Genomic DNA, 19799 nt, shown 5'->3' on the forward strand with positions numbered 1-19799 from the left:
TTAATGAATTCTTTTAAACATTAATCATTTCCTATTTTTAAATGATTTAACCTAAATTTACATTGTTTAGAAAACTTTATTAATTAACATGATTATAATTATATATGCATTTTGAATTTTTTTTAAACACTACAAAGGGTCATCATGTTAAATAAATCATCAAATATAATCGAAAAGGAATTTAAAAATTTACGTAAGGAGCTATTGGATTTAACCTTAAGAAATCAACTTCTTAACTTCAAATCAAGAGCTAAAACTATCACTATAGTAAATCAATCCCCTATAAACCTTTATCAGACATTGGTCCTGCAAGAGAACAAGATGTATTTTGTGGCCAACAAGAAGGACAAAAAGGAAGACAAGTCATCCGTATGGGATCATATTCCGTTTGACTTTTCCAAGTTTTCAGAAGGGGATAAGAAATTAGCTACCGATTTGACTCCAAAAGAGCTTCAAAAAAGATTATATTACATAAATAACCAAGCTAAGACAATGCTTCAAGAGCAAGGTTATAACATCTTGTACTTGGCAATTGGATTCTTGCAATGGAAGGACAAATCCAAGCCAAGACAAAAGAACAATGCTCCCTTAGTGTTGATTCCGGTTTCAATGGAAAGGAAAAAGGTTGGTGAGTCATTCAACCTTGAATGGACCGGAGAAGATATTCAAACAAACATTTCACTTAAGGCTAAATTATTGGATGCAGGAATAGAACTTCCCGATTTCGAGTTTAAAAAGTATGGTGAAGTAATCGACCATTACATTGCCAGCGTGAGAAGGGCAGTGTCCAGAATGGACGGTTGGGAAGTGAACAATAATGTGGCTTTAGGTTTCTTTAGTTTTACAAAATTTGTCATGTACAATGACTTGAACCCTGAAGCATGGGAGGATAATGTCGACTTGACCAAAAATGAGTTGATTCAAGCTATTTTCAATCCGGCTAAAAACGATCAGGAATCATTTAAGGAAGAGGATATTGACTCAAGGCTTGAATATCAGAACATGTATCAGGTTCTTGATGCGGATTCATCCCAGATTGCTGCCATTCAGGATGTTAAGGCAGGACGCAATCTTGTTGTGGAAGGTCCTCCTGGAACCGGTAAGTCCCAGACAATTGTGAACTTGATAGCAGAGCTTTTGGCTGAAGGAAAATCCGTATTGTTCGTATCAGAAAAGATGGCAGCATTGGATGTTGTAAAAGACCGTTTGACTGCCGTTGGATTGGGCAAGTTTGTATTGGAATTGCATTCACACAAGACCAGACGTAAGAAATTCCTCAAGGACTTGCAAAAGGCAACTAATGTAAGGGCTCATGAGCCTTTAAACATTGACCAGACAATCAGGAAATTGGAGACATTGCGTCGCCAGCTTGATGACTATTCACAAATCATTCACAAGCCTGTGTTTGCTGTCAACTTGTCAGCATTTCAATTGTACGGTATGAAAGAGTCTGCCGATGACCACTTTGCACGCAAAGACACTTTGATGCCTTTGGTCAGGTTTGAAAGTCCTGAAAGCGTTACCTTAAAAGACTTGGATGACATGAAGATTGCCCTTGAAAACTTGGCTGAGCTATATCAAACCATTTCTAAGGAAAACCCTTGGAGCAAATGCGCTCCAAAAAGCCTCTTGCCGGCTGATTTGAGGGAAATTGAGATGCTTATTAATGATACTCTATTGGCATTGGACAATTTCCTGGTAGAACGTGGAAGGGTGTATGACATTTATGGAATCAAAAAGCCGGACACATTAAACGAATTCCAGAATTCATTGTCCGCTTTTGAAATTATCAAATCCCAAAATGCAGAATTGATTGACGGAAGCATCCTGAAATCAGGTGCATGGGAAGGCAATAATGATGATGCGTTCAGATTAATCCAGGAACTTCAAAAGTATCAGAAGTATTCTGTGGCCCTAACAAAATTCAACCAAAGCATTTTCCAAGCGGATATTGACAGGTTAATCTATGAGTTACAGCATCTTTCAACCAAAAAATTCAGGTTCTTTAACAATAAGCAGCACATTGAATTGGTCGAAAGGTATTATGCAGTTCCTGTAACCGGCAGTGTTGAAGAAATCATTAGGGACTTGCAGGAAGCGAAAGTGGTTATCCAAATCCGTAAAAATCTGGAAGCTAATGATGCTCTGGGAAGAAAATATTTCGGAGGATATTGGCATTTAAACGCTAATGTGGATGACTTGAAGACTATTGCTCGTTGGATGCATGAGTTCACTGCGCTTGTACGTGATGGAACATTTTCACAAAATACAATTGATTTGATGAGTAAGGACCTGTTTGACATAAAGCCTGAACGTGACCTTGCAGAATACATCGATTCAGGTGAGGAATTCGTACGCGTTTTATCAAGGCTCAAGGACAAGTTAAATCCAAGAAGTAAATTAATCTTTAAAAGGGAAACCGGTGATGTGCCATTTGAAGCATGGAAAGAACAGTTGTATAATTGGAGAGGACAACTATCAAGCCTTCACTTATGGTCCCAGTACTTAAGTACAAAGCAAGCATTAAGCGACTCTAACGCTAAAATGTTTGTAAGCTCAATCGAGAAAAGAAACATTAAAAAAGATGACATTGCTGCATTGGTTGAAGGAAACTTTGCAGATTCACTCTTAAACATATTATTTGTTGAAAATCATGAATTGGCAACATTTGTTGGAGAATTGCATGAGAATAGAATTCGCGAATTCAAAGATTTGGACAAGAAAATACTGACTTTGAACCGTAAAAGAATTTACCATAAGTTAAACAGCAACATTCCTAAAATCTTTGGTGGAACAGAAAATCCACAGGCTAAAATATTGGCTGGGGAATTCACACGTAAAAGCGGACACATGCCGGTTAGAAAACTTCTGGAAAAAGCCGGTGGAATGATAAAGCAAATCAAACCTTGTTTCATGATGTCCCCATTGTCCATTGCACAATATCTTGACCCTACAAATGAAGAGTTGCAGTTTGATGTTGTTATTTTTGACGAAGCAAGTCAGGTGAAACCTGAAGATGCATTAGGTGCATTCATGAGAGGTAAGACCGCTGTGGTTATGGGAGACACCCAACAACTGCCTCCAACATCATTTTTCGACCAGATGTCAGATGCCGACAGCGATGAGGAGGAAGCAACCTCTTTAGATATGGAAAGTATCTTGCATTTGTGTAAGTTGTCATTCCCGGTCAAGATGCTAAAATGGCACTACCGTTCACGCCATGAATCCTTGATTACCGTATCAAACAGGGAATTTTATGATGATGACTTATTGGTTTATCCTTCACCTTCACATTCAGACCCAGAACTTGGTTTGAAGTTCCACTATAATCCTAACACCCAATATCTAAGGGGAGCATCCTCTAAAAATCCATTGGAAGCAAAGGATGTTGTGGAAGAAATATTCAATCATTTTGAAAAGTATGGGGATACCAAGAGTTTAGGTGTTGGAACATTTTCCGTTGCACAGAAAAACGCAATATTGGAAGAATTGGAAGTGAAACGTAAGGAACATCCTGAATATGAACCGTTATTCTCAGACAACAAGGAGGAACGTTTCTTTGTTAAAAACCTTGAAACAATCCAAGGGGATGAAAGGGACGTTATATTGATCAGTGTAGGATACGGTTACGACCAGGACGGAAAAATGTCACTCAACTTCGGCCCTCTAAACCAGGACGGTGGGGAAAGAAGATTGAACGTATTGATTACTCGTGCAAGGGAGAAATGTGTTGTATTTTCAAACTTTAAAGCTTATGACATGAACTTGACCGCAAACCCTCCATATGGAGTCAAATCCCTAAAAGAATTTTTGGAATATGCTGAAAACCTGACATTGGGAACAAATGGAATTAACGAATATTCAAAAGAGCCATTTGAAGATGCTATTGCAAGCTTTTTGGAGGAAAACGGTTATACTGTAGACAGACAAATCGGTTGTGCAGGATTTAGAGTAGATTTAGCTATTGTGGATGATGAAGATCCTGGAAAATATATTTTAGGAATAACAACCGATGGAAAAATGTATTCCTCAAGTAAAGTGGCTCGTGATAGGGACAGGTTACGTGAACAAGTGCTTACAGGACTTGGATGGAAATTATATCATTTATGGTCCACTGATTGGTATAGGAATCGTGATTTGGGACGTAAAAAACTGTTGGAATCTGTTGAAAAATCAATCAGAAAAACACGTGAAGAAGAAAAACGCAGGTCCGAAGAAGAGAAAAGATTGGCTGAAAAAAGAAGATTGGAAGCCGAGAAAAAAGCTGAAGAATTGCGTATTGCACGTGAAAAAGAGGAAGCTGAAAGAAAGGCACAGGAAGAAGCGGAATCCGATGAAATTAATCCGGAAGATATTGGTCCGGCAGACTTTGTTGAAGTTGAAAAAGCCGGTGAGGATATTTTAGAAAAACCAATTGATGTTTCTGAACTTGATCCTGATGAATTCTTTAAGGAAGTTGCAGCTGAAGAAGTAAGACATTCCAATGATTCAATTAATGATGACAGCATTCCTCATGAGTCTGAGTTTGTTGAGGTTGAGACTCCTGAGGAAAGTGTTGATTATTCTTCTCAAGAAATGAAATCTGATATTGAAGAAGGTCCGATTAATGAGGATGTTGTTGAATCCTCAGTTGGCGAGACTGTTGAAGAGGTCTCTTCTGCTGGAGAATCAGATGATGCTGAAGTTCATAATGGGGTTGATGAGGAAATTTCTGAATCTGAAGAAAATCCTTCTCAAGATGACGATGCAGAAGTGTGGGAATCAGATGAAGGAGTGGCTCCTGAAGACAATGCTGAAGTTTGGGAGAATGAAAAGGACTATTCCGATGGAGAATCTTCTGAAAAACAGCACAAGTCCATTAAAGAGAGGTTCAAATCATTTATTAATCCGGGACATTCCGAATTGGATGATTCCATAGTTGACGATGATGAAAGTGATGAAAAAGAGTCATTCTTAAGTTCTCTTAGATTCAAAAAGGATTTGGATAATGATTCTGAAGAGTTGGAAGATTCAAATGACTCTGCTGATGAAGAAATCACAGAAAATATTTCTGATAACTCTAAATCAGACAATGTTGAAACTGAAGATGAGTATGTTGATTTAGGTTCTGATGAAGATTATATTATTGTAGACCATAGCAATGATGAAGTAACAGAGGAGATTGGAGAGATTCCTAAGGCCAAATTTAAAAAACAAGTTAAAAAGCCTGTTAAAGAGGAAATGTTCGATGAGCCTGAGGTTGTTGGTGAACCTGTTAAAGAGGAAGTTGCTGATGAACCTCGTAGGGAGGAGTTTGTTGAGCCTGAGGTTGCTAGCGAACCTGTCAGGGACAAGGTAGTCGAAGAACCTATTAAACCTAAAGATGAACCTGATGAGGAAATAGTTGATTTAGGTTCCGATGATGATTATATTTATGTAGATCACAGTCATGATGATGAAAGGGTTTATCCTGAAGATGAGCCAATGGATTTCGGATTTGAAGAGTCTGAACATGACGATAAAATGAATTTGGAGTCTGAAAATAAGGTTGATTCTCAAGATGAAATTCCTAATGAGGAAAGTACTTCTAATGATATTGGTGAAAGAATACGCCACAAACCAAGAAGAAACAGTTTCAAGTCAATGATTTCAGATGTTGTTGGCGGTGAAACTCAACTTCAACCTAAAGAGGTGAAAACCGTCAGAGGAGAATTCATTGATGACGATGATGAGCCATTGCATAAGCCTGCTCCTAGTGATGATAATGTTGTTGAAGCCGAAATCGTAACAGGTGATGATGAATTGAATGTCTTGAATGATGACTTTTCTGATTATTCTAATGATGAAAAGGATTATTGGGATGAAAATGATGAGGAATTGAATATTTTCAATGACACTTTGCCTGATTTGGATAATGAAGATGATGTTTTAAACATTGTTGATAATGCCAAAAAGGATTATCTCGATGATATTTTTGAAGGCGAGGAAGTTCAAAATCGTGTTATGGACAAAGCTCCAGTGGAGGAAAATCGTCCTGACGAAAACATTGAAGTAATCAAAAACAATCCTATTGGAAATGAATTTGAAACTAAAGATGTTGAGGATAATGAACCGGTTATTCAAGATGATGAAAGTGAAGAGATAGTTGAGGAAAAAGTAATTCAAGAAGCTACACGCGATGGCGTTACATATTATCAGGGCTCAAATGATGTTACAAGTAAGCTTAGGAAAAACAATTTCTACTATGACGATGAAAAGCCAAGGTCTGTGAAGGATTCCATTAGGGGAATTAAAAAGGACATGAGATATATCAACAAGTCCCTAAAGGAAATTGAAAACCCTACTAAAATAGATTATGTTTCAGTTGTTGACAGGACTGAAGAGTATAATCCTGCTGACTATTTGAACATGCCTAGCGATGACGATTCCGATAAGATACTTGAAAAAGAGGAAGGATTGACCTTTGCTGAAAAAGAAGAGTTGAGAATTGAAGAAGAATTGAAAATGGAAGTTCTTAAAAAAGAATTGGCAAGTGATGAAGAGGTCATCATTCCTGTTCATGAGCAGTTTAGAAGGGAAGAGCTAAAAGACCAAGCCCTTGAGGACATTATTCAATCAGCAGATGAGGATTACAAGGAAATCGAAAAAGAAAGGTTCAGGCAAAACAATCAACTCAAATCATTCGATAATCATAAGTTGCCTGGCAAAAAAAGTTATGAGGATAATATAGTTAATTATGTTGAATCAACCGACATAGGGTTAGGCTCATCAGATGACTTGTACAATCAGCCAATTGATAAGGTGTCTGATGCCGTCAAGCTAGTGGTTGATATTGAAGGCCCAATCCATGTTAGTGAAGTAACCAAAAGAGTCAAGGACAGTTGCCATATTAAACGTGCAGGATCCAAATTGAAAAAGACAGTCAATTCCGCAATTTCAAATGCTGAAAGCAAAGGGGATATAATTAAAATCGGAGACTTCTTATATGACTCTTCAAACAATGATGTGCTCATAAGAAGAAGAAATAAACCGAATATAGAATTGATTTCAGATGAGGAGATTGCAAAAAGCATAGAATTGGTATTGACTTATAATAAAAACATTACCACAAAGCAGATTCCAAAGGAAACATCACGTAATTTCGGATTCAAGTCAACTTCCAAAAAGACAGCTTCAAGAATCAACAGTGTATTGGATTTGATGATAGCCAATAACAGAGTTAAAATAGTGAATGATTTTGTTGAACTTAAATAGGGAGCGCCATGTCAACCAAAGTTAAATCCCCTGATAATTTGCCGAATAAGCCTGGTGTCTACATTATGCGTGATGAAACCGACACCATTATCTACATAGGTAAGGCGAAAAATCTTATTAAACGGGTTAAATCTTATTTTAGAGAAAAACTTGACAGGCCGAAAACCCAAATATTGATGAGCCATTTCAATAGTTTGGAGTATATTGTAACCAACTCTGAAAAAGAGGCATTAATCCTGGAAGCCACATTAATCAAAAAGCACCGTCCAAGGTACAACGTTCAGCTTAAGGATGATAAAAGGTATCCGTATGTAAAGATTACCAATGAGGAATTTCCAAGGTTGGTAATCACTCGTAATGTGACAAAAAATGGTGTTTATTTTGGGCCGTTCACCGATGTGGGTTCCGTTAAGCAGACTGTCAAATTCCTAAAGTCACTGTTTAAAATAAGGACCTGCCGAAACATGAATGGTCCTTGTTTAAATTCACAGATTGATTTGTGCTATGCTCCATGTGATGGCAGGATAACCAAGGAAGAGTATTCTGAAATAATCAATAAGATAGACTTGTTTTTCCAGGGCAAATATTCAACAATAGTTAAAAATCTCAAAAAGGAAATGATGGATGCTGCATCAAAGGAGGAATTTGAAAAGGCGGCCGTTATAAGGGATCAAATCTCATCCATTGAGGAGATTATGGAAAAGCAGTTTGTTGATTTGGTCGATGATGATTTAGACCAGGATGTGATAGCTATCGCTCCCGGTGAAAATGAGGTTGTGGTTATCATAATGCCTATTAGAAACGGTAAAATCGTGGGGCGTGACGACTTTTTGATGAGTGCCTCTCAATATGATTCCTCATCGGAAATCATGTTTGCCTTTATTCAACAGTATTATGGTTATAATCGTCATATTCCAAAACAGATTCTTTTGGATGAGGACATTGACGATAAGGAATTGCTTGAGGATTGGCTAAGTGATTTAAGGGGAAATAAAGTCAAGATTAAGGTGCCTCAAAAAGGAGTTAAATTAAGGCTTGTTAAAATGGCCAAGAAAAACGCCGAAATCATCAAGCATCAAAAGAAAAAGATGGAAGATGGATTGATAGAGCTTAAAAAATACCTCAAACTTGAAAAATTGCCACGTGTAATCGAGGGATATGATATCAGTAACATTTCCGGTAAGTTTGCCGTAGGCTCAAAAGTGTCCTTTAAAGACGGCAAGCCTGATAAGAAGAAATATAAGCATTTCCGTATGGAAACTCCAGGACCAAATGACTTTGCGATGATGGAGGAATTGCTGACCCGCAGATTGAAAATGGTGGATAGGGATCCCGAGCCTGACCTGATAGTCATTGACGGAGGTAAGGGTCAACTTGGTATGGCTTGTGGTGTATTGGAAAAATTAAATCTAACTCATATTCCTATTATTGGTCTTGCAAAAGAGTTTGAAGAGGTTTTTATTCCAAATTCTTCTCGTCCAATCATTATTCCTAGAAATAATAAGGCTTTATACTTGCTTCAACAAGTTCGTGATGAATCTCATAGGTTTGCAATCACCTACCACAGAAAACTTCGCAGCAAGAATATACAGGCTTCTTCTCTTGATGAAATTGTTGGTGTTGGCAAAAAAAGAAAAATCGCTCTTTTAAAGGAATTTGGTAGCATTGATAATATAAAAAAGGCTTCAATCGAGGAATTGGCAAAAACTGAGGGCATGAATATGAAAACCGCTCAAAATGTCTTTAATTTTTATCACTGAATTTTTATTATTTTTTGTCTAAAAAGCCCTAATTTTCAATTACATTTAAATATAAGTATTTTTATAAAGTTTTTATAACGAAAATTAAAAGGTATATAATTATGGTTAAATGTCCACGATGCGGGTATGAAAATTCGCCCTCATCCGTATATTGTGATAATTGTGCCTATCGCCTAGCAGATGCTGAGGGAAATAGGATAAATAATTCTCAGCGTCAAAGTAGTTGGAACATGGGCTTAGGTAAAAAAATTGTTATTGTATTGGGTATTATTGTCGTAGCGTTTTTATTGTTTTCTTTTGTATATAATAATACTCAGCCGTCTTATCAAGATTCATTAAATGTTATTACTGATGATGGAAGTAATTATCAGACTTCTTCTTATCCTTATAAAGCCGTAATCAAATATGATGGTAGTTGGTACGCCGAAATGGGTGACCCTAATTACCTTGTAAAAGAGTCTGGTTATGGTAACAAATCCTTTGTTCTGGATTGTGCTGCATGGGATAAAATAGCCATTGATGCTCAAAAACAGGATTCTGGTGAAGGAAACTTAACAGTTCAACTTTTAAAAAATGGTGAAGTTGTTGATGAGAAATCAACTGCAAATGCAAGTTCTCATCTCGTGATTAATTATAACTATTAGACCTGATTCATTTTTTCTTCTAATAGTTGGATTAACTCATCTGTTTTATAAAGTCTGATTTCCTCTTCGTCTGGTTTGAATATCTTGAGGAAGTTGATAAGATCATTGCATAATTGGTCATATTGAATACTTAGTGTGTTGTAGTTATTCAGTAGTCCGAATGCTTTTTGTTGGTCTAATTTGGGGTTGTCTATTAAAATTCTTTCCATGTTAGCAAAATGGGTTTCAATCATAATCTTTTCTTCTTCTAATGTGTTTAAGTATTCTTGGATTTTATTTTCACTAGCCATAGTTATCACTTATTTTTATAGTATTATAATTAAAATATAAATAGTTTCGTTGATAAAAATTGGTATGTATTAAAAGGGGCATTAAGAATGATAAAAGTTGAAAATGTTAGTAAAGCTTATGAATTAGATGATGGAACTAAGGTTACTGCGCTTAATGGCGTTAGTTTTGAAGTTAAAGAAGGTGAAATTCTAGGAATCATGGGTAAAAGTGGTTCCGGTAAAACAACACTTTTAAGAGCTTTAAGAGGTGTTGAACACATTGATGACGGTTCCATCAGTGTAGGCAAGGTTAAGGTAACTTCAGAATCATCTCAATTCTATTACAATAATCTAAAAAAGGAAACTGCAATTCATCTTCAAAGATCTTTTGGTTTATGGCCGGATACCGTACGTGAAAACGTGCTTCGTAAATTATATGCCAGAAGATACTTTGATGAAGGAGATACAAATTTTGAAGTGGCTGAAAGTGAATTTGGTGATGAGGCCGATGAATTGTTGGAACTTGTTTCACTCACCCATAAGTCTGGCCATTACGCTTCCGTATTGAGTGGTGGTGAAAAGCAAAGACTTATCATGGCAAGACAACTCGCAAAGCGTCCTAAAGCTTTACTTCTTGATGAACCTGCAACCATGGCATGCCCTAAAACAAAACAAGAAATATTGGATGCAGTTAAAAAGATCAACAAGGAATTGAACATAACAGTTATTGTCGTCTCTCACTTGCCTGATGTACAAAAATACTTGGCAGACAGGGTAATTCTGCTTGAAGATGGTGAAATAGTTGATGAGGGCTCACCTGAAAAGATTTGCGATGAGTTCATGAATGACATGGATGACATTGTAGATATCCAAAATGTCGCAACCGATGATGATGTGATTGATGTTAAGGACGTTTACAAGAGATTCTACTTATTGACTGGTGGAGAAGTGCTTCAAATTGAAGACATCAACTTCAAGGTTCAAAAGGAAAACATTTTAAGCATAATCGGTCCTAGTGGTGCCGGAAAGACTGTCCTTTTAAGGATGCTTGGAGGATTGGACGATCCTGATAAGGGGGAAGTCCTCTATAATGTTGATGGCGAATGGGCAGACATTGACATTCCTGGAATGGACCGTATGAAAATAAGGTCAAAGTTGGGTTTCATGCACCAGGAATTTGCATTGACCCATTATGCAACAGTATTAAGTCAGTTGTCAACAAGATTGGGATATAAAAATCAGGATATTGTCAAGGAGGCTAAAGAGAGAGCTGAAAGACTTGGCCTTAGCGAGGAACTGTTGGATTCATTTTATCAATTGACCGATTTGCCTGAATCCGAAGCGAAAGAACGTTTAAGACAAGTCGGTTTGGATGGAGAAATCCTTAATGACCTTTTCCCAAGATTTCCGGAAACAGAAACCAAGAAAGCCGTTGCTGATATATTTGAAAGCCTTGACTTGGACATGGATATATTATATCGTAAATCATATGAGCTGTCAGGTGGTCAAAAGGTACGTGTAATGCTTGCATTGATTTTAATCTCAAGACCTAAATTCCTGTTATTGGATGAACCGTTCGGTGATTTGGATCCTGTAACCTTAAGGGATGTCACAAACGCTTTAAAAACAATCTCAAAAGATTATGGAATCACCATTGTGATGATTTCACACAACACTGACTTCATTAAGGAATTGTCAAACAGGGCAGTCTTCATGGATGACGGAAAAATAATTGATGACAGTGAAAACATCGATGAGATTGTGGATAACTTCATTGACTTCTGTCATGCTGACTACCTGAAAGGTGATTAGTCATGTTTGATGTGATTACCGTTCCTGTTGACGGGTCCGATTACGGTTACAAGGCGGCTGATGTTGCCATTGAAATAGCTCAGAAATTCAACTCCAAAATTGCTGCAGTTCATGTTTTGGAGGAATTCTCATTCAACAGCTATGATTCCGAGGAGGATTCCGGTGATGCGATATTGGCAAAGATTACCGAAAAGGCAAATGCCGTTGGTGTTGAAGTGACAGAACATTTGCTCACTGCTGACCCTTTGAGAGATATGAAGTTCATCATTGACCAGACTCGCGCTGATTTGGTTGTAATTCATGCTCATGGAGCAAATAACAATAGATTTGTCTCATTTGAGGAAAATGAAGTCTCAGACACTCAAATTGGTTCAGTTTCTGAAAGACTTTTAAGAACCTCTGAGGTTCCGGTATTGTTAGTGAAATAATACCTAAAAACTTATTTTTTCTTTTTTTTATTCATTTAATACTTATTTTTAACTAAACTTTTAAATATGATAAAAAACTTAGTATTCATAACATAAATGTTTATATTATAGGAGATATTTTTATGATTGTAAAAGATTGGTGCTCATTCTGTGGAGAATGTGCTGGAGTTTGTCCAAGAAATTTAATTCAAGTAAGAGAATACTCATTAGTGTTCGATGATGATGACTGTAAAGATTGTGACACATGCATTAAAGCATGTCCAATTGATGCTTTAGAAAAAGAGGACTGATTAATATGATTGAAACTGATGTAATTGTAGTAGGTTCAGGACCTGCAGGATCCAGTGCAGCAAAACACGCTGCATTAGGCGGAGCAAAAGTTATTTTGATGGATAAGAAATCCGAGATTGGATCACCAAAAAGATGTGCAGAAGGAGTTTCAATTGAAGGTTTAGAAAAATTAGGTATTGAACCTTCCCCTCGTTGGGTTACTCAAAAAATTGAAGGAGTAAGAATCCAAACCCCTGACGGAACTGACGTATGGTTAACCGAAGACGAAGTAAAATTGCCTGAAGCAGGTTACATCTTAGAAAGAAAAGTATTCGATAAGCACATGGCAATGGATGCAGCTAGAGCAGGTGCAGAAATCAAAATCAAAACCCTAGTAACTGGTATTGAAAAAATCGATAACGGATACATTGTTGAAACCGAATGCATGGGCGAAAAAATCGACTACAAATGTAAAATCCTAATCGCTGCTGACGGTCCTGAAGGACACGTTGCAAGATGGGCTGGTTTAAGACCTGCTGCTAAAGCTAAAGAAATGGAATCAGGTATCCAATATGAAATGTGTAATGTTGAATTTGAAAAACCTGGAATCATTGAATTCTACTTAGGATCATGCGCACCTGGTGGATACGTATGGATTTTCCCTAAAGGTGACGACATTGCAAACGTAGGTTTAGCAATATTACCTCACAAAGCAGAAAAAACAGCAAAAGAATACTTAGATGATTTTGTTGCAACATCTCCATACTTGAAAAACGCTCAAGCTGTTGAAATGAACGTTGGTGGGGACCCAGTTGGTGGAATGACCAAAAAACTTTATGATGACAATATCATGGTTGTAGGAGACGCTGCAGGACAAGTAAACCCATTAACCGGTGGAGGAATCATCTCCGGTATGACTGGTGGAATGTGTGCAGGTCAAGTCGCAGCTCAAGCTATTAAGGAAGACTGTTCCAAAAAATTCTTAAAACAATATGACAAGATGGCTCATGCAGAGCTCGACCATGAAATCAAAAGATACAAAAAGGTACAAGAATACTTGCTAACATTATCTGATGATGAATTAAACAGTATTGCTCACGCATTTGAAGGAGAAAGCTTTGAGAAAATCTCAACCACTGAAATCGTTCAAAAATTAATCAAAGTATCTCCAAAAGCATTACTCAAATTAGGTAAATTTATCTAGGTGTTAAAATTGATTTTAATTACTGGTGGAGCGGGTTATATTGGTTCACACACCAATAAGGCATTGCATAATGCAGGTTATGACACTGTCGTAGTTGACAATCTCTGCAAAGGTTATGAGAACTTTGTAAAATGGGGAAACTTTGAAGACTATGACTTTGGAAGCAAGGACATAAGAGAAGTTTTTGAAAAGTACGACATTGATGGTGTTATTCACTTTGCAGCCTTTTCATCAGTAGCGGAATCAGTTGAATTTCCTCAAAAATATTTTAAAAACAATTATAAAAATACATTAAATCTTCTACAAGTCATGAGGGAATTCGGTGTGGATAAATTTATTTTATCATCTACTGCTGCGGTTTATGGAAATCCTGAAAAAGTTCCAATCACTGAAGACCAGGATCTTAAACCAATCAATCCTTATGGACACTCTAAGTTCATTACTGAAAAGGCTTTACAAAGGGAAGCTGATAAGGGTGATTTCAATTATGTGTCCTTAAGATACTTTAATGCGGCAGGATGTGATTTTGACGGTGAGATTGGGGAATTGCATGACCCTGAAACTCACTTGATTCCTTTAATTTTAGATGCGGCAATCGGAAAAAGGGACAGCATTTCCATTTTCGGCACCGATTATGACACTCCTGATGGAACCTGTATCCGTGATTACATTCACGTCAATGACCTTGCCGATGCACACATCAAGGCATATGAATACCTATGCAAGGAAAATGAATCAAATATATTCAACCTTGGAAATGGTGAAGGATATTCCGTTCGTGAAGTGATTGACATGTGCAAAAAGGTCACAGGTCGTGACTTTGAAGTCAAGATGGATGAACGCCGTGAAGGCGATCCCGCTATTTTAATTGCCGATTCAACTAAGATTAAGGAAAAACTAGGCTGGACTCCACAATATGATTTGGAGCAAATCGTAGAATCCGCTTGGAATTGGCATGAAAAAATGAATGTGATTTAGGTAATATTCATGAATCCGGAAACTCATGAATCAAAAATTGATGTTCGAATAATAGTAAATGGGTTGGATGTTGCGCAGGTCATATCAAAGGCTGTAAACAATATTCAGCTTGAAAACGATTACAATATTATAGTTTCATCTATAATACCTACAGTTGAAGTCAATATTGTTAAAAAAGTGGCTAATGGTGCCGACATTTTGCTTATTGGTGGATATGGTCATGATGAAACATTTAATATTTTATATAATGAATTAAAAACTGATTTTAACCATATTGGATTATTTGATTATAACAACATTATTATTGAAGACGAGTCAATCGACTATAAACTGGCTGAAAAGGAAATTCTCAACTCAATAATAAAATCAACATTGTCTTATTCTTTAAACTTAATTAATATCCATACTTTAGAAAATAAATTAATGAAAGTAACACATAATTATAATAATTTACTTGATGATTATAATCAACTTATCAAAGAGCAGGATGTTCTAACTCAAGAAAACAAGGAATTGAGAGAGGATATTGATGAAGTAAAAGCTGACTTTTCAGCTTTCAAGTCCCGTTATGATGATATTTATTCAAAGGATATCCTGGAAATTTTTAACTTGAATGATTTGTGGCAGGATGTTTTCCGTCAGGAATTGGAGGATGAGGAAAGGATTGTCATTGCTACAGACAGGTTCAGGCCTGACGACATTATTGTTGGACAGGGTTTTATTGCAGCTCAATCAAAACAAAAAGCTATCGAATGGCTTAACATTGTAAGGACTGCTTTAATATTTGTTGATGACAATAGTGATGATTTGAAAAAGGAATTGTCTAAGGAAGAGGAAGAGAAGCCTCCTGAAGTGATTGATGATTATGAAATTCCTAACAATTTTGAAAATTTTTGGGACTAAAACATTAATTTTATTATATTAGTTAAACAAAAGTATTAGTATACTATTTAGGGGTATAATATATGCAAGGTGAAATGGAAGACAAGTGTGGTATTGTTGGATTTCATTCTAAAGATGAATCTAAGGATGTTGCATCATTAGTTTATTATTGTTTGTATGCTTTACAGCACAGAGGTCAAGAGTCAGCAGGTATGGCTACTTTTAATACTAATGTTGGTTTAAGCCATCATTGTGGAATGGGTTTAATCACTGATGTATTTGATAACGATTTAATTCAAAATTTACCTGGACATATGGCTATTGGGCATGTAAGATATTCAACAACTGGCCAATCAAGATTAGAAAATTCACAACCTTTTGTGACTGATTTTGGTGACGGATTTATTGCAATGGCTCATAATGGGGATATTGTAAACTCCGATGAACTTAGAAATGAACTCATAAATGAAGGATTTTACTTTAAATCCGATTCCGATTCTGAAGTGATTTGTTATTTGCTTAAAAAAGAGCATTATGACAATAAAAAGGATATTTTGGATGCTATTGAAGCTGTATGTGATAGGCTTGTAGGATCATACGCATTGACAATATTGGTTGATGGTGAATTATATGGTGTAAGAGATCCTATGGGAATCAAACCTCTCGCTATTGCAAAAAGAGATGATGACTATATCTTAGCTTCAGAAACAGTTGCTTTTGATGTAATCAACGCAAAATATGTAAGGGATGTAGTGCCTGGAGAGGTAGTTTACTTTAAAAATGATGAAATCAATTCACACATGTTAGAAAGTGCAGGAAAATGCAAGCTTTCACATTGTATGTTTGAATACGTTTACTTTGCAAGACCTGACAGTACAATTGACGGCATTAACGTTTATGAAACCAGGGTGAATATAGGTAAGCAATTGCATGAATTATATCCTATCGATGCTGATGTAGTCATTCCAGTGCCTGATTCATCAATTCCTGCAGCTATTGGATACTCAAGAGCTTCCGGAATACCTTATGGTGAAGGATTAATTAAAAACAGGTATGTTGGAAGGACATTTATCATGCCTACCCAGGAAGAAAGGGAATTGGCAGTTAGACTTAAATTGAATCCTATTAAGGATGCCATCAAGGGCAAAAAGATTATTTTAATTGACGACAGTATTGTAAGAGGAACCACCTCAAAACAATTATTGGATCTTGTTAAGGAAGCTGAACCTGCTGAAATTCACTTCTTGGTAGGTTGTCCTCCTGTTATGGCTCCTTGTTATTATGGTGTAGCTATGGCTACCAAAAAAGAGTTGATTGCAGCTAATTACACTGTTGAAGAAATTCAAGAGCAACTTGAGATTGACACTTTAGGTTACATTACCTTGCCTGCTTTGGTAAAGGCTATCGGAATGCCTAAGGAAAACCTGTGTCTCGGTTGTTTAAACGAAGAGTACCCAACTGAAATTCCTGATGGACTTGAAGCTGAAACTTATTACAAACCTTAGATATATATGGTTGAATTATTAGCTCCTGCGGGAAATTTCATCTCACTGCGTGCCGTTTTAGAGAACGGTGCCGATGCGGTTTACTTTGGCCTTGATGACTATAACATGAGGGCCAACGCTAAAAACTTCTCATTAAGCGACTTGAGTGAGGTTTCCAAAATCGCCAAGGATTATGGGGCTAAAACCTATTTATGTACTAATATTATTTTAAATGAAAGATTAGCTGATGAGCTAAATTCTAATTTGGAGTCAATTTCATCATCAGAAATTGACGGTCTTATTTTATCAGATATCGGATTGATTGAGGATACCGTTTCACATGGCCTTGAAGCGCACATTAGCGTTCAGGAAAATGTCACTAATTCCTTTACTCTTAAAACCCTTAAGAAGTTAGGTGCCAAAAGGGCAATACTGTCCCGTGAATTGTCCCTAAGGGAAATCACTGAGATAACTGAAAAGTCTCCTATTGAAACTGAGGTTTTCGTTCATGGTGCAATATGCATGGCGATTTCAGGACGTTGCTTTTTAAGCTATGGATTGTATGGACGCAGTGCAAATTGTGGGGATTGTCTGCAGCCTTGCCGCAAGAACTGGACATTGACATATGAGGAAGGTGAAGACAATGTGGTCAACTTCTCCGATGTTGAGGATGAGTCATTCATTGTCACCGGAAGTGATGACGGAAGTTACAGAACCAACTTTTTCTCACCGAAGGACATGTGCATGATTGAATACATTCCTGAACTAATGAAAAGTGGTGTTGCATCATTCAAGATTGAGGGAAGAGCAAGAAGTCCCGATTATGGTGCAATGGTTACTGGAATCTATCGTGAGGCCATTGATGATTATGTCAGGGATCCATTGAACTATACTGTTAAGGACGAGTGGATGGATGAGCTTACAAGTGTTTTCAACAGAGGATTTGACACAAATTTCTATTTCAACACTCCATTCGAGACAAGTGAGGACAACCAGTCAAAATACATCAAAAAAGATATTGGACAGGTTGTCAATTATTATAATAAGGTTAAGGCCGCTGAACTTAGGATATGGGATGACCTTAAAATTGGAGATAAGATTATAATTCAGGGTCAAACCACAGGATCCATCACTCATACAATCGATTCCATGCAGATTGAAGGTGAATCTGTTGACAGTGTTGGGAAGGGATGTAATGTTGCAATAGCGATGCCTTTTAAAGTACGTGAGAATGATTTTGTTTACAAACTAGTTGAGAGGAATATCAATGATTAAGAAAATAGCTATTTATGGAAAAGGTGGAATTGGAAAAAGTACTACTGTAGCTAACTTGTCTGCCGTATGGGGCAGTGATGATTTGAACTGCTTGGTTATAGGTTGTGACCCAAAAGCGGACACTACACGTACTCTATATGGAAAAAGAATTCCAACTGTTGTTAATACATTGAAGGACAACAGGAATCCTGAAAAAGAAGATTTGGTATTCACTGGTTTTAAGGATATTCAATGTGTTGAAAGCGGAGGTCCGGAGCCTGGTGTTGGATGTGCCGGACGTGGTGTCATTGTGGCCATGAAACGCCTTGAAAAACTTGGCATTTTTGACGATGATCTCGATGTCGTTGTATATGATGTGTTAGGTGATGTTGTATGTGGCGGTTTTTCTGTGCCTTTACGTGAAAAGTATGCTGATGAGGTTTTGATTGTCACTTCAGGTGAATATATGGCATTGTATGCAGCAAATAATATTGTTAAGGGTGTTAAAAAGCTTAAGGGCAATTTGAGCGGTATAGTTTGCAACTGCCGTAATGTGGATAATGAGGAGCAAATTGTTGCAGACTTTGCAGAAAAGATAGGTACTCATGTTATTGGTACTATTCATAGAAGCAATTTGATTCAAGATGCTGAATTAGATGCAAAAACCGTTGTAGAAAAGTACCCTGAAAGTGATGAAGCACAAGAATACAGAGACCTTGCTTCAAGCATTATGGCTAATGAAAAGATATCAACTCCAGAACCTATGGATGATGAGGAATTTGAAAAATTCTTCAAGTCATACTTATGAAAATGTACTACTCAACTGACTATAACTCTCCATTGGGAGAAATGAGGATTGTAAGTGATGGGGAATCCCTGTCTGGCATCTGGTTTTTAAACCAGAAGAATTTCCTGTCCTCAATTGAGGGGGAGCTAATGGAAAATGGCGACCTCACTATTTTTGAAAAGGTCATCAATTGGCTTGATGCTTATTTTGATGGCAAAAATCCCGAAATCGATTTTGAACTTAATCCTGAAGGCACTGAATTCAGAAAAAAGGTATGGGCAATATTGTCTGAGATTCCATACGGGGAGACAATGACTTATGGTGAAATTGCATCAATGATTTCTCCAACAATGTCTGCCCAGGCTGTCGGAGGGGCGGTAGGTGCAAATCCCATATCAATTGTCATTCCATGCCATAGGGTGCTCGGCAAGAACGGTCAGCTGACAGGCTATGCTGCCGGGGTTGATAAAAAAATCGAATTGTTGAACTTAGAGAAAATAATTTTTAAAAATAATGAATGATTCTTTATTTTTTCAATATTTGCTTTTTAAATATTAAATTTTTGAAAATGAACAATGTTTATTTTTTTGTATATCGAATAAATTGTAATATATTTCATACAATAAGGAACATGATTAAAATTAGTAATTTAAATTGTATACAATTAGTATTATATATTGTTTTTATTGATTTTTTCGTAAATTTTATATATCTTGTGTAACTTATTTATTACTGTATTAAATATATTATATATTTAATTCCTATCAAAAAATTATGTAAAAATTATTAATTGG

General features: G+C 36.7%; 14 protein-coding genes. 13 read left to right on the top strand and 1 reads right to left on the bottom strand.

Annotation, left to right across the window (positions count from 1 at the left end; translation table 11 throughout):
• The first annotated feature begins 144 nt into the window (after window positions 1–144).
• The 3 genes from ILA26_RS03290 (at window position 145) to ILA26_RS03300 (ending at window position 9637) form a co-directional block, all read left to right on the top strand.
• On the top strand, window positions 145–7233 hold the full coding sequence (locus tag ILA26_RS03290) for a DUF3320 domain-containing protein (RefSeq protein WP_292894031.1): 7089 nt from the start codon (window positions 145–147) through the stop codon (window positions 7231–7233).
• A gap of 8 nt (window positions 7234–7241) precedes the next feature.
• Window positions 7242–8993 (top strand): excinuclease ABC subunit UvrC, encoded by a 1752-nt coding sequence (uvrC, locus tag ILA26_RS03295; protein WP_292894033.1) that lies wholly within the window; start codon window positions 7242–7244, stop codon window positions 8991–8993.
• A gap of 101 nt (window positions 8994–9094) precedes the next feature.
• Window positions 9095–9637, top strand: a complete 543-nt coding sequence (locus tag ILA26_RS03300) for a zinc ribbon domain-containing protein (protein ID WP_292894035.1) — start codon at window positions 9095–9097, stop codon at window positions 9635–9637.
• On the opposite strand, the gene ILA26_RS03305 is transcribed toward ILA26_RS03300, so the two are convergent.
• Window positions 9634–9927, bottom strand: coding sequence for a hypothetical protein (locus tag ILA26_RS03305; RefSeq protein ID WP_292894037.1), 294 nt, complete (start codon window positions 9925–9927; stop codon window positions 9634–9636). The genes ILA26_RS03300 and ILA26_RS03305 overlap by 4 nt on opposite strands.
• An 87-nt stretch (window positions 9928–10014) precedes the next feature.
• On the opposite strand from ILA26_RS03305, the gene ILA26_RS03310 reads away from it, so the two are divergent.
• From ILA26_RS03310 to ILA26_RS03355, 10 genes are all read left to right on the top strand, one after another.
• Complete coding sequence (locus tag ILA26_RS03310; protein ID WP_292894039.1) at window positions 10015–11718, top strand: ATP-binding cassette domain-containing protein; 1704 nt, start codon at window positions 10015–10017, stop codon at window positions 11716–11718.
• 2 nt (window positions 11719–11720) lie between these two features.
• Window positions 11721–12146, top strand: coding sequence for a universal stress protein (locus ILA26_RS03315; RefSeq protein ID WP_292894041.1), 426 nt, complete (start codon window positions 11721–11723; stop codon window positions 12144–12146).
• Window positions 12147–12268: 122 nt separating this feature from the next.
• Window positions 12269–12436, top strand: a complete 168-nt coding sequence (locus tag ILA26_RS03320; protein ID WP_292894042.1) for a 4Fe-4S binding protein — start codon at window positions 12269–12271, stop codon at window positions 12434–12436.
• 5 nt (window positions 12437–12441) lie between these two features.
• Window positions 12442–13620, top strand: coding sequence for an NAD(P)/FAD-dependent oxidoreductase (locus tag ILA26_RS03325; RefSeq protein ID WP_292894043.1), 1179 nt, complete (start codon window positions 12442–12444; stop codon window positions 13618–13620).
• 9 nt (window positions 13621–13629) lie between these two features.
• Window positions 13630–14598 (top strand): UDP-glucose 4-epimerase GalE, encoded by a 969-nt coding sequence (gene galE / locus ILA26_RS03330; protein ID WP_292894045.1) that lies wholly within the window; start codon window positions 13630–13632, stop codon window positions 14596–14598.
• 9 nt (window positions 14599–14607) lie between these two features.
• On the top strand, window positions 14608–15501 hold the full coding sequence (locus ILA26_RS03335; RefSeq protein WP_292894047.1) for a hypothetical protein: 894 nt from the start codon (window positions 14608–14610) through the stop codon (window positions 15499–15501).
• Between the two features lie 62 nt (window positions 15502–15563).
• Window positions 15564–16985: an amidophosphoribosyltransferase gene (gene purF / locus ILA26_RS03340; protein ID WP_292894049.1), complete on the top strand. Its 1422-nt coding sequence runs from the start codon at window positions 15564–15566 to the stop codon at window positions 16983–16985.
• A 6-nt stretch (window positions 16986–16991) separates the two neighbouring features.
• On the top strand, window positions 16992–18239 hold the full coding sequence (locus tag ILA26_RS03345) for a peptidase U32 family protein (RefSeq protein ID WP_292894051.1): 1248 nt from the start codon (window positions 16992–16994) through the stop codon (window positions 18237–18239).
• On the top strand, window positions 18232–19026 hold the full coding sequence (gene cfbC, locus ILA26_RS03350) for a Ni-sirohydrochlorin a,c-diamide reductive cyclase ATP-dependent reductase subunit (RefSeq protein WP_292894053.1): 795 nt from the start codon (window positions 18232–18234) through the stop codon (window positions 19024–19026). The genes ILA26_RS03345 and cfbC overlap by 8 nt, the downstream gene beginning before the upstream one ends.
• A 2-nt stretch (window positions 19027–19028) precedes the next feature.
• Entirely contained in the window at window positions 19029–19526 is a 498-nt protein-coding gene (locus tag ILA26_RS03355; protein WP_366514877.1) for a methylated-DNA--[protein]-cysteine S-methyltransferase, read from the top strand.
• Window positions 19527–19799: the final 273 nt, after the last annotated feature.

It is taken from the genome of Methanobrevibacter sp., from assembly GCF_017940815.1.
Taxonomy (GTDB): domain Archaea; phylum Methanobacteriota; class Methanobacteria; order Methanobacteriales; family Methanobacteriaceae; genus Methanocatella.

Coding starts and splice junctions, on each gene's coding strand:
- ILA26_RS03290 (WP_292894031.1), top strand. CDS start 145: ATGTTAAATAAATCATCAAATATAATCGAAAAGGAATTTAAAAATTTA.
- uvrC (WP_292894033.1), top strand. CDS start 7,242: ATGTCAACCAAAGTTAAATCCCCTGATAATTTGCCGAATAAGCCTGGT.
- ILA26_RS03300 (WP_292894035.1), top strand. CDS start 9,095: ATGGTTAAATGTCCACGATGCGGGTATGAAAATTCGCCCTCATCCGTA.
- ILA26_RS03305 (WP_292894037.1), bottom strand. CDS start 9,927: ATGGCTAGTGAAAATAAAATCCAAGAATACTTAAACACATTAGAAGAA.
- ILA26_RS03310 (WP_292894039.1), top strand. CDS start 10,015: ATGATAAAAGTTGAAAATGTTAGTAAAGCTTATGAATTAGATGATGGA.
- ILA26_RS03315 (WP_292894041.1), top strand. CDS start 11,721: ATGTTTGATGTGATTACCGTTCCTGTTGACGGGTCCGATTACGGTTAC.
- ILA26_RS03320 (WP_292894042.1), top strand. CDS start 12,269: ATGATTGTAAAAGATTGGTGCTCATTCTGTGGAGAATGTGCTGGAGTT.
- ILA26_RS03325 (WP_292894043.1), top strand. CDS start 12,442: ATGATTGAAACTGATGTAATTGTAGTAGGTTCAGGACCTGCAGGATCC.
- ILA26_RS03335 (WP_292894047.1), top strand. CDS start 14,608: ATGAATCCGGAAACTCATGAATCAAAAATTGATGTTCGAATAATAGTA.
- purF (WP_292894049.1), top strand. CDS start 15,564: ATGCAAGGTGAAATGGAAGACAAGTGTGGTATTGTTGGATTTCATTCT.
- ILA26_RS03345 (WP_292894051.1), top strand. CDS start 16,992: ATGGTTGAATTATTAGCTCCTGCGGGAAATTTCATCTCACTGCGTGCC.
- cfbC (WP_292894053.1), top strand. CDS start 18,232: ATGATTAAGAAAATAGCTATTTATGGAAAAGGTGGAATTGGAAAAAGT.
- ILA26_RS03355 (WP_366514877.1), top strand. CDS start 19,029: ATGTACTACTCAACTGACTATAACTCTCCATTGGGAGAAATGAGGATT.